The sequence below is a fragment of the Halobacterium sp. CBA1126 genome, from assembly GCF_009741975.1.
GTDB lineage: Archaea > Halobacteriota > Halobacteria > Halobacteriales > Halobacteriaceae > Halobacterium.
In genome coordinates this window covers 1-11,328 of record NZ_WPCF01000085.1, presented here as the reverse complement: position 1 = coordinate 11,328, position 11,328 = coordinate 1, and the positions used below count along the sequence as shown (strand labels likewise).

The 11,328-nt window shown below is 70.4% G+C and carries 9 protein-coding genes; 7 read left to right on the top strand and 2 right to left on the bottom strand.

All coding sequences use genetic code 11. The annotated features are described in order from the left end of the window. Positions 1-188: 188 nt before the first annotated feature. Genes GJ634_RS11460 through GJ634_RS11440 form a run of 5 tightly spaced genes read left to right on the top strand, consistent with a single transcriptional unit; the run spans position 189 to position 7,258 of the window. A complete protein-coding gene (locus tag GJ634_RS11460; protein WP_157502904.1) occupies positions 189-1,337 on the top strand; it encodes an alpha-1 4-glucan-protein synthase in 1,149 nt (382 codons plus the stop codon). A 47-nt stretch (positions 1,338-1,384) separates the two neighbouring features. Further along, the gene (locus GJ634_RS11455) at positions 1,385-2,551 is read left to right on the top strand and encodes an extracellular solute-binding protein (protein WP_157502903.1); all 1,167 of its coding nucleotides are present in this window, start codon (positions 1,385-1,387) and stop codon (positions 2,549-2,551) included. Continuing rightward, complete coding sequence (locus tag GJ634_RS11450; RefSeq protein ID WP_157502902.1) at positions 2,552-4,216, top strand: iron ABC transporter permease; 1,665 nt, start codon at positions 2,552-2,554, stop codon at positions 4,214-4,216. Beyond that, entirely contained in the window at positions 4,209-5,339 is a 1,131-nt protein-coding gene (locus GJ634_RS11445) for an ABC transporter ATP-binding protein (protein ID WP_157502901.1), read from the top strand. The genes GJ634_RS11450 and GJ634_RS11445 overlap by 8 nt, the downstream gene beginning before the upstream one ends. Further along, positions 5,336-7,258: a glycosyltransferase family 39 protein gene (locus tag GJ634_RS11440; RefSeq protein ID WP_331714132.1), complete on the top strand. Its 1,923-nt coding sequence runs from the start codon at positions 5,336-5,338 to the stop codon at positions 7,256-7,258. Before GJ634_RS11445 ends, GJ634_RS11440 begins: the two co-directional genes overlap by 4 nt. A gap of 114 nt (positions 7,259-7,372) precedes the next feature. Here GJ634_RS11440 and GJ634_RS11435 read toward each other — a convergent pair whose 3' ends face one another. Then, positions 7,373-7,681, bottom strand: a complete 309-nt coding sequence (locus tag GJ634_RS11435) for a hypothetical protein (RefSeq protein WP_157502900.1) — start codon at positions 7,679-7,681, stop codon at positions 7,373-7,375. Positions 7,682-7,730: 49 nt separating this feature from the next. Then, complete coding sequence (locus GJ634_RS11430; RefSeq protein WP_157502899.1) at positions 7,731-8,438, bottom strand: dolichyl-phosphate hexose transferase; 708 nt, start codon at positions 8,436-8,438, stop codon at positions 7,731-7,733. A 112-nt stretch (positions 8,439-8,550) separates the two neighbouring features. On the opposite strand from GJ634_RS11430, the gene GJ634_RS11425 reads away from it, so the two are divergent. After that, positions 8,551-9,156: a response regulator transcription factor gene (locus tag GJ634_RS11425; RefSeq protein WP_157502898.1), complete on the top strand. Its 606-nt coding sequence runs from the start codon at positions 8,551-8,553 to the stop codon at positions 9,154-9,156. Next, on the top strand, positions 9,146-11,328 hold a 2,183-nt coding region (locus GJ634_RS11420), incomplete at its 3' end, for a GAF domain-containing protein (RefSeq protein ID WP_157502897.1). The genes GJ634_RS11425 and GJ634_RS11420, both read left to right, overlap by 11 nt.

The window sequence follows — 11,328 nt, the reverse complement described above, 5'->3', positions numbered from 1 at the left end:
CGCTCGCGCTGCTGGCGCCGCCGGCCGTCGCCGACGGCGTGTTCTACGTGTTCCTCGTGCTGCTGGGCGGGCTGCTGGTGCCGCCGACGGTGCGCCTCCAGCAGTCGGTCGCGGGGCTCGCCTGACGCTTAGGCCGGCCTAAACATCGACACGCATTTTAGGGTGGCCTAAATAGACGGGAGTACCCGATGACCCGAGACGTTTGCGTGGTCGTGCCGACGATCCGGGAGTACGAGTGCATGCGGGAGTACTTCCAGAACGCCCGCGACCACGGCTTCGACCTGGACCGACTGTTCGTCGTCCTCGTCACCGAGGACTTCTGTGACACCGACGGGATGCGCGCGATGCTCGACGAGGAGGGCGTCGCGGGCGCCGTCTTCGACGGCGAGGCCCGCGAGGACTGGTTCGACGAACAGGGCCTCGAGGAGTACAGCCACCTGATTCCCGCCGCCAGCCACGCCCAGACCTCCTTCGGCCTGCTGTACCTCTGGGCGAACGACTTCGAGTACGGCGTGTTCATCGACGACGACACGCTCCCCCACGACGAGTGGGACTTCTTCGGCACCCACCTCGAGAACCTCCACCACGAGGGCGAAGTCGAGGAGGTCTCCTCCGACGAGCAGTGGGTGAACGTCCTCTACCAGTCCGACTCGGACCTCTACCCGCGCGGCTACCCCTACTCCGCGATGGACGAGGACGTCGAGACGGACACCACCGAGACCGACCACGTGGTCGCCTCGCAGGGCCTCTGGACGAACGTCCCGGACCTCGACGCGGTCCGCATCCTGATGGACGGCGACCTGCAGGGACAGGCCCAGACGCGCACCGACTTCGAGGACTTCGACCGCGACTTCGTGGCGGCCGAGGACAACTACCTCACGGTGTGCTCGATGAACCTCGCGTTCCGCCGCGAGGTCGTGCCCGCGTTCTACCAGTTCCCGATGGACGACAACCCGTGGGACGTCGGGCGCTTCGACGACATCTGGAGCGGCGTGCTGCTGAAGCGCGCCGCGGACGTCGTGGGCGGCGAACTCTACAACGGCGCGCCGCTGTGCGAGCACAACAAGGCGCCGCGGTCGACCTTCGACGACCTCGCCAACGAGGTCGCGGGCCTCGAGCTGAACGAGCACTTCTGGAAGGAGGTCGCCGCCGTCGACCCCGACGAGGACTCCTACGAGGCAGTCGCCCGCGCTGTCGGCGAGCGCCTCGTCGAGGGCGACTACGAGGAGTACAACAACGGCGCCTTCCTCGAGGAGTGCGGCGAGTACCTCCTCGACTGGGTGGACTGCTGTGCGGCGCTGGCCGACCGCCGCACGGCGGCCCCCGCTGACGACTGAGCACGAACCGGTAGTTATAAGAGATTTAGGCCGACCTAATTCAACACATGACAGAGCACACTTCCCAGACGCGTCGCCGCTTCCTCGCGGCGGCAGGTGTAGCGTCGACGACCGCACTCGCCGGCTGTTCCGGCATCCTCGGCGGCGGCGGAGACGACGGCGGCGACGGCGGCGGCGACGACCGGCCCGGACTCACGGACTTCCGCGGCTCCGGCGCGTACGTCTCCGACCGCCCCGCCCCCGGCGGCACCTCCATCGAGGAACTCGACGACCTCGAGGGCGAACTCACCGTCTACCTCGGCGGCGGCGAGGGCGGCCGGTACGTCAACCTGATGGAGCTGTTCAACGAGTACTACGACGACTTCGAGGTCACGTGGGACACCCAGCCGTCCTCCCAGCTCGCGAACACCATCGTCGAGGAGCACGAGGCCGGCACCACGCAGGCCGACGTCTTCTGGTCGGTCGACATCGGCTCGCTGGCGTACGTCTCCGAGAACGGCGCCGCCACCACGCTCTCCAGCGACACCGTCTCCCCCGCCTTCGAGCGCTACCACCCCGACGACACGTGGGTCGGCGTCGCCGGCCGCTCCCGCGCCATCCCGTACAACACCAACGAGTTCAGCGAGTCCGAGATGCCCGACAGCATCGACGCGTTCGCGAACGACTCCCGGTTCGCGGGCAACGTCGGCTGGGCGCCCACCTACGGCGCGTTCCACGGGTTCATCACCGCGATGCGCCACATCCGCGGCGAGGAGGCCACCCGCGAGTGGCTCAACGGGATGCTCGAACAGAACGTCAACCGCTACAACAACGAGTACCTCGTCGCGCAGGCGACCGCCAACGGCGAGCTCGGCACCGGGTTCGCGAACCACTACTACACGATGCTCGTGCTCTCCGGGCGGCCGGACGCCCCCATCGACGTCACGTTCACGCAGAACGACGCCGGCTCGCTCGTGAACGCCGCGGGCGCCTCCGTCCTCGAGGGCACCGAGCAGACGGACCTCGCCGAAGGGTTCATCCGCCACCTGCTCTCCGCGGAAGCCCAGGAGTACCTCGCGACCCGCGGGTTCGCGTACCCGATGATTCCCGGCGTCGAGCCGGTCGGCCCGCTCCCCACCCTCGACGAGCTGGAGCCGCCGGAGCTCGACTTCCAGAAGCTCTCGGACATCCAGCCGACCCTCGAACTGCTGCGCGACGTCGGCATCCTCGCGTAGATGGCAGCCAGCGACCGCCTCGACCGACTCCGCAACGACGCCGGCGACGAAACCGACGAAGCCACCGGTTTCTCGCTGGCGGTCACCGCGGGGGCGGTCGCGGCGGTCGTCTCGCTGCCCGTGGTCGTGCTCGTGGCCCGCGCCGCCGACTACGGCCTCGGCCACCTGCTCGGCCTCGTCACCCAGTCCAGTAGCATCCAGGTGGCGATCAACAGCCTCGTTCTCACCGCCATCGTCACCGTCGGCTGCGTCGCCGTCGGCGTCCCGCTCGCCGTGCTCACCGTCCAGACGGACCTCCCGTTCCGGCGGTTCTGGACCGTCGTCGGCGCGCTCCCGCTGGTCGTCCCCAGTTACATCGGCGCGTTCACGTTCATCGCGGCGTTCGGCCCGCACGGCGAGCTCGCGGACCTGCTCGCGCCGCTCGGCGTCGAACGCATCCCCGCCATCTACGGGCTGCACGGCGCCGCGCTCGTCCTCGTGCTGTTCACGTACCCGTACGTGTTCCTGACGACGCGGGCCGCCCTGCTATCCTTCGACGGCACGCTCGTCGAGGCCGCGCGCACGCTCAACCACTCCCGCTGGGCGGCGTTCAAGCGCGTCACCGTCCCCCAGATCACGCCCGGCGTCGCCGCCGGCACGCTGCTCGCCTCCCTGTACGCGCTGTCGGACTTCGGGACGCCGTCGCTGATGCGCTACCAGGTGTTCACCCAGCAGATCTACGTCGCGCAGAGCAGCCTCGGCGTCCCCGAGGGCTACCCCGCGATGCTCTCCCTCCAGCTGCTCGCCATCGTCGCCGTGGTTCTCGCCCTGGAGTCCCGGGTCGGCGACTCGACGACCGCCTACATCTCCCGGGGCTCCCGGCAGCCCAACCGCATCGAGCTCGGCCTCTGGAAGTGGCCGGCGCTTGCGTTCTGCGCGCTCGTCGCCGTCCTCTGTCTGGGCGTGCCGCTGGGCGTGCTCGGCTGGTGGCTCTACCGCGGCGGCGAGACCGTCTTCCAGTTCGACCCGACGGTCGCGTGGAACTCCCTGAAGGTCGCCGTCGCCGCCGCGCTCGCCGCGACCCTGATGGCGCTGCCGGTCGCCGGCTACGGCGCGCGCTCGAACTCCGCGCTGTCGACGGTGTTCGACCGGCTCACGTACGTCGGGTACGCGATTCCCGGCGTCGTCGTGGGGCTGGCGCTGCTGTACCTCACGACGGGCGCGGACCTCCTGACGTGGTGGCTGCCCGCCGGCGAGGAGACGGTCACCGGGCTCGTGCAGTCGCTGTACAAGTCCATCCCGGTGCTCGTGTTCGCGTACGTCGTGCGCTTCCTCCCGCAGGCGGTCGGCACCGTGCGCTCGTCCGTGCTGCAGGTCGACCCGAAGCTCACGGAGGCCGCGCGCACGCTCGGCCGGTCGCCGTTCGGCGCGTTCCGGAAGGTGACGCTGCCGCTCATCGCGCCCGGCGTCGCCGCCGGCGCCGCGCTGGTCTTCCTCACGACAATGAAGGAGCTGCCGGCGACGCTGATGCTGAGTCCGATAGGCTTTGAAACCCTCGTCTCGTACATCTGGCTCGTCAGAGGAGCCGGCTCGTACGGCGCGGCCGCGATTCCCGCGCTCGTGCTCGTGGGCATCTCCGCGCTCTCGATGGTCGTCATCCTCGCACAGGAACGATACAATGGCTGACAGCGAACTCACGACGGACGCGACGGTCGACCCCGAGCCCGACGGACCGACCGACGCCGCCGACGCGGTCCTCGACCTCGACGGCGTGACCAAGCGCTACGGCGCCGAGACCGCGGTCGCGGACCTCTCGCTGTCCGTCCGCGACGGCGAACTGCTCACCCTCCTGGGGCCGTCGGGCTGCGGGAAGACGACGACCCTCCGCATGCTCGCCGGCCTCGAACGCCCCAGCGAGGGCGTCATCTCCGTGGCCGGCGAGGAGGTCGCCGGGCCGTCGACGTTCGTGGAGGCCGAGTCCCGCGGCGTCGGCATCGTCTTCCAGGACTTCGCGCTGTTCCCCCACCTCTCGGTGCGGGAGAACATCGCGTTCGGGCTCACCGATAGCGACGACGACGAGGCCGACGAGCGCGTCGACGACCTCCTCGAGCTCGTGGACATGCCCGAGATGGGCGACCGCTCGCCCGACCAGCTCTCGGGCGGCCAGCAGCAGCGGGTCGCGCTCGCGCGCAGCCTCGCGCCCGAGCCCGACATCCTGCTGCTGGACGAGCCGTTCTCGAATCTGGACGTCCGCCTGCGCGTGGAGATGCGCGAGGAGGTCCGGCGCATCCTCAAGGAGGCCGGCGTCACCGCCGTCTCCGTCACCCACGACCAGGAGGAGGCGCTCTCCATCTCGGACCGCGTTGCGGTGCTCAACGACGGCCGCCTCGAACAGGTCGGCGACCCCGAGGAGGTGTTCGAACACCCCGAGTCGCGGTTCGTCGCGTCCTTCCTCGGGCAGGCGGGGTTCCTCTCGGCGCGCGTCGGCAGCGACACCGTCGACACGTCCATCGGGAGCTACGACCGCACGCTGTTGAAGGGGCTCGCGGACGGCTACGCCGGCGCGATGGTCGACGTGCTCGTGCGCCCGGACGACCTCCGCGCCGTCCCGGACAACGAGGCGAACGCCAACGGCACCATCGTCCGCCGCCAGTACACCGGCCCGTCGTTCATCTACCACGTGGAACTGGACAACGGCGACGTCGTGCGCTGCCTGCACAACCACGCCGAGGACATGAGCGTCGGCGAACCAGTCACGGTGGACCTCGTCGCGGACCACTCGCTGGCGTGGTACCCCAAGCAAGGATGACGGAGGGCCGCGCGACTTCCTTCCTCGCCCGCCTTCGCGCCAACCGCCTCCTGACGCCCGCGGCGCTCGCGGTCGTCGCCGGGGTGGCGGCGTTCGCGCTCTCCGTCACGGTCTTCCCGTACCACTCCACGAACCACGACGAGGCGGTCTACCTCCAGCAGGCCGCGATGCTCTTGGAGGGCAAACTGTTCCTCCACCCGCCCGTGGAGGGCTCGTTCCGCCCGTGGTTCTTCGTGGAGTCCCCGCGCGGGCTCTACTCGAAGTACGCGCCCGTCACCGCGGCCATCTACGCGCTCGGCGAGCTCGTCGGCGCGTACCGGTACGCGCTCCCCGCGGTCGCCGCCGCCAACGTCGGGCTGCTGTACGGCGTCGTCCGCGAGGCGTTCGACCACCGCACGGGCCTGCTCGCGGGCGTCGTCATGCTCTGCTCGCCGCTGTTCCTCGTGCAGTCCGCGGTCTTCCTGCCGTACGCGCCGACGACGATGCTGAACCTCGCGTTCGCGTTCGCGTACTTCCGCGCCGAGCGCACCGGGAGCGTCCGCTGGGCGACCGTCGCCGGCGCCGCCGTCGGGCTCGCGTTCTTCTCGCGGCCGTACACGGCGGTCCTGTTCGCGACGCCGTTCATCGTCCACGCCGTCTGGACGCTCCGCGAGCCGCTGCGCGAGCGCGAACTGTCGGCGCCGTTCCGCCGCCGCGTCGCCACTGCCGGCCTCGGCCTCTGCGGCGTCGCGGTCACGCTCGGCTACAACGCCGTCGTCACCGGCGACCCGTTCGTGTTCCCGTACCAGGCGTTCGCGCCGCTGGACGGCCTCGGGTTCGGCCACCGCGAGATTCTCGGCCACGAGATCGACTACACCGTCGAGTTGGCGGCCCGCGCGAACGCCAGCGTGCTCGAGCAGTTCGTCACCGAGTGGGCGCCGCTCGGCGTCGCCGGTGCGCCGATAGCCGTGCTCGGCGTGCTCGTCACGCAGCGCCGCGGGTGGGCGTGGCAGCAGGCCGTGCTCGCGGGCGTCGCCGCCACCGTAATCGTCGGCAACCTCTACTTCTGGGGGAACTTCAACGTCCTCGGCGACGTCGAGGACCCGAACGGCCTCATCACGACCCTCGGCCCGTACTACCACTTCGACCTGCTCGTGCCCGTGAGCGCGTTCGCCGCGACGAGCCTGCTCGCGGCCGCCGACCGACTGCGCGAGGCGGCCGCCAGCCGGCTCTCCGCGAACGCCGCCCTCGCCGTCACGCTCGCCGTCCTGCTCGTCGCGAGCGGCGTGCTCGGCGGCGCGGCGGCGTCGGCGACCGCCGAGCAGGTGCGGGAGAACGCCGAGATCACCGACCACTACGAGGCCGCCTACGAGCCGTTCGAGCCGCGGCCGCCCGCCAACAGCGTCGTCTTCCTGCCGGACCCCTACGGCGACTGGCTGAACCACCCGTTCCAGCCGCTGCGCAACGACCCCGGCTTCGACGGCCGGACGGTGTACGCCATCGACGAGCAGACCCTCGACATCGCCGCCGAGTACCCCGACCGGGACTACTACCGGTACGTCTACCGCGGCCCGTGGTCGCCGTACGGCGGCGACCCCGTGGAGCCGCACCTCCAGCGCGTCCGCCTCGCGTCCGGCGAGTCGCTGACCGTCGACGCCGAGCTCGGGGTGCCGTCGTGGGTGGCGATGGTGACGTTCACGCTGTCCGCGGACGGCGAGGAGACGTACCTCACTCGGTCGCCCGGGAACGCGTCGAGCATGGGCGTCGAACTCGTGGTCGAGGACGGCCGGGTCGCTTCGCCGACGCGAACGCCTCGATTCCGGTTGAGGACGGCGCGAGCGTCGCGCTGGACGCGCACGTCGACGGCGGCTACGGCGCCGGGTTCGCGTACCGCGTCCGGTTCCCCGTCGAGCGCGCGGACGGCGAGTACCGCGTGCTGACGCCGTACCGCGAGCTCTGCACGGACCTCCAGACCTGCGAGGGCGGCGCCGCGTACGTGCCCGGCGTCGGGCCGGACGGCTCGTACGTGAACGTGTCGGTGCGCAGTCAGTGAGTTACGCCTGTCGCGCGGCGAGCCGGCGCTGGTCGAGGACGGTCATCAGGACGACGACGGCGCCGCCGGCGGCGGTGGCGACGGCGAACAGCGAGCCGAACCAGTAGGCGACGGCCGCGAGCTGGACGACTTCGGGCGTGACGAAAACGGAGCGCGCGGCGAGCGCGAGACCAATCCACGCCGCGTAGAGGGCGGCGAGCTTCCACGCCAGCGGGAGCCACGCGCCGACGTGGCGGTCGACGACCGCGAACGCCTTCCCCGACCCGACCGACTCCTCGGCGACCCAGCGCGTCCCGGTGATTCGCGTCATGAGCGGCCTACGCGGCCGAGTAGCTTATACGCTCGCCCGGGCGGCTGCGTCAGTGGAGCAGGCCGCGGAGCCGCTCCTCGCCGCAGACCTTCAGAATGGAGCCCATGATCTCGGCGCCGCCCGAGAGCGGGTCGAGCTTCGTCTCGCCGAGGCGCTCGTCGTACTCGATGGGGACTTCGAGGACGTCGTAGTCCCGGCAGACCGGGCGAATCAGCAGCTCCGCGGAGAGGCCGGTGTTCTGCGTCCAGTCGATGTTCTGGACGACGTCGCGGCGGTACGCGCGCATCCCCGTGGTGGTGTCGTGGAGGCGCTCGCCGACGAACAGCGACGCGATGGCGGCGAACGTGGCGTTGCCGAGGCGGTTGACGGCGGGCATCTCGTCGGCGCCCCAGTAGAGGCGGTCGCCGCTGACCACGTCGTAGCCCTCGTTGACGTACTCGAGGAAGTCGGGGATGCGCTCCATCGGATAGGTGTCGTCGCAGTCGGTCGTGACGACGACGTCGCCGTCGGCCTCGTACAGCGCCGAGCGGACGGCGACGCCGTAGCCGAGCGCCTCCTGTCGAACCACGCGGGCGCCGTGCTCGCGGGCGATTTCGGGCGTGCGGTCGTCCGAGCTGTCGACGCAGACGACGGACGCGCGGCCGTCGGTGACGTCGTCGATGTCTTCGAGGACGGTTCCGATGGCGGCTTCCTCGTTGTACGTTCCCATGGCGACCGTGACATCGTCGAGCGTGTACGGCGCGTCTGAGTCGGACATGGAAGCCGGTAGGACGCCCCGTTATTTTAGGCTTGCCAAAAACGAGAGTGACCAACAAGTGATAAATAGGTACACTCCGAAGGTCTGCCAGACCCGCGGTGCGCGGACAACTATGACAGACGAAGGTTCGGACGACGCGACCGCCGACGAAGCCACGGTGCTGGTCGTCGACGACGAGGAGGGCCTCGCCGACCTCTACGCCATCTGGCTCCGCGACCGGTACAGCGTCGAGACCGCCTACGACGGCGAAGCCGCACTCGACGCCCTCGACGAGGACGTCGACGTGGTGTTGCTCGACCGACAGATGCCGGGCGTCTCCGGCGACGACGTCCTCGAGACCGCGCGGGAGCGTGGCCTCGACTGCCGAGTGGCGATGGTGACCGCCGTCGAGCCCGAACTCGACATCGTCGACCTCGGCTTCGACGACTACCTCCGCAAGCCGGTCGACCGCGAGACGCTGCTCGAGACCGTCGACCGGCTGCTCCGGCGCTCCACGTACGACGACGCCGTCCAGGAGTACTTCGCCGCGGCGCGCAAGCACGCGCTGCTGGCCGAATCGAACGACCTGAACGTCACGGACACCGAGGAGTTCGACGAGCTCGAGGCCCGCCTGGCGGAGCTCCGGGACCGGCTCGACGACGTCGTCGGCGGCCTCGACGACGAGGACTACGAGGTGCTATTCCGGCAGTTCTCCGCAGAGGACGGCGATGACGAGTGACCGCGACCACCGCAGCGAACTCCTCGCGTACGCCACCGAGGTGGCGAGCGCGGACGCCGTCGAGGACGTCTACGGCGCGATGGCCGACGCCGCCGAAGCCGCCTTCGCCTTCTCCACGGCCGTCGTCCTGACGGAGGCCGAGGGCGTGCTGACCGTGCGCTCGTGGAGCGGCCGCCCCCCGGACGTCGACGGCTTCCCGACGGCGGAGGGCATCGCCGGCGACACCTACCGCACCGGCGAACCCCAGTTGGTCGAGGACGTCCGCGAGGACCCCCGCGTCCCGGAGCCGCCCGAGGACGGCCCGCGGTCCGTCGTCAGCGTCCCCATCGGCGACGTCGGCGTCTTCCAGGCGGGCAGAGACGAGCGCACCGGCTTCGACGACGAGGACGTCGAACTCGCGGAGCTGCTCGCCTCCCACGCCTATCAGGCCGTCGAGCGCATCCGCTCGCAGCGCGAGCTCCGCGAGAGCGAGGCCCGCTTCCGGGAGCTGTTCGAGCAGAACGACGACGCGCTCGTCCTCTACGACGTCACAAGCGACGGCGACACCGAAGTCCGGCTCGTCAACGACGCCGCCGAGCGCGTCGTCGGCGCCCCAGAGGCGACGCTCCGCGGCAGGTCGCTGAGCCGCTGTTTCGACGCCGACGCCGACCAGTTCGTCCCCGCGAACGGTGCGAAGACCTTCGAGACCGGGTTCGCCGAGGACGGCGACGACCGCGTCTTCGAGGTGACGGTCAAGCAGTTCCTCCACCAGGACGGCCCGGACGCGTTCGCGACCGTCAGCGACGTCACCGAACAGCGTCACCGGGAACACACCCTCACCGGCCTCCACGACGCCACCCGGCGGATGCTCGTCGAGGACGACCCCGACGACATCGCGAGCGTCGTCGTCGAAGCCGCCGGCAACCTCCTCGACCTCCCGTACGTCGGCGTGTTCTACGCCGCGGACGACTCCGACGAGCTCCGCCCGGCGTCCGTCTCGGACCCCGTCACCGGGAGCGAACCCCCCGCCTTCGAGGCCGGAGCGAGCCTCGCGTGGGACGTCTACGACGCCGGCGAACCCGCGACGTTCACCGACGTCCACGAGCAGCCCGGCGTCCACAACCCCGAGACGCCGATTCGCGAGGAGATCATCCACCCGCTCGGCGACCACGGCGTCCTGATGGTCGGCGCGACCGAGTCCGGGAGCTTCGACGGCACCGACCACGACCTCGTGCGCGTGCTCGCGACGAACACCGAAGCCGCCCTCGACCGCGCCGAGCGCGTGCGTCAGCTCCGCCGCCGCGAGGCCGACCTCCGCCGGGAGCACAGCCGGCTCGCGGCGCTGTTCGAGAACGTCCCGAGCCCGACGGCGAGCTTCGTCGTGAAGGACGACGAACCCATCGTGCGCGCCGTCAACCCCGCCTTCGAGGAGGTGTTCGGCTACAGCGAGGAGGAACTCGTCGGCGAGAACATCGACGACTACATCATCCCCGTCGACCGGCAGGAGAAGGCCGACGAGTACAACCAGAAGCTCTTCGACGGCCAGAACGTCAACGTCGAGGTGCGCCGGGAGACCGCCGACGGCCCCCGGGACTTCCTGCTCGACGTGGTCCCGTTCCGCCTCGACGAGCCGAACATCCACGGCTACGCGATGTACACGGACATCACCGACCGGAAGGAACACGAGCGCGAGCTCGAACGCCAGAACGACCGCCTCGAGGAGTTCGCGAGCATCGTCAGCCACGACCTCCGCAACCCCCTGAACGTCGCGCGGGGCTACCTCGAGCTCGCCGAGGAGACCGGCGACGACGAGTACTTCGAGCGCACGGAGGAGTCCCTGGACCGCATGCACGAGATCATCGAGAGCGTGCTCGCGCTCGCCCGGCACGGCCGCAGCCTCGACGACGTCCGCGAGTACGCCCTGTCGACGGCCGCCGAGGACGCGTGGGCGAACGTCGACACCGCCGGCGCCACTCTCGACGTCGCCGGCGACACCACCCTCGAAGCCGACCCCTCGCGGTTCGGCTCGCTGCTGGAGAACCTCTTCCGGAATTCCGTGGAGCACGGGGCCGAGAACCCCGTCCCCGAACCCGGGCAGGAGGCCGCAGCGGAGGCCGGTGTCGACGTGACCGTGACGGTCGGTACGCTCGAGGGCGGCGACGGGTTCTACGTCGAGGACGACGGCCGCGGCAT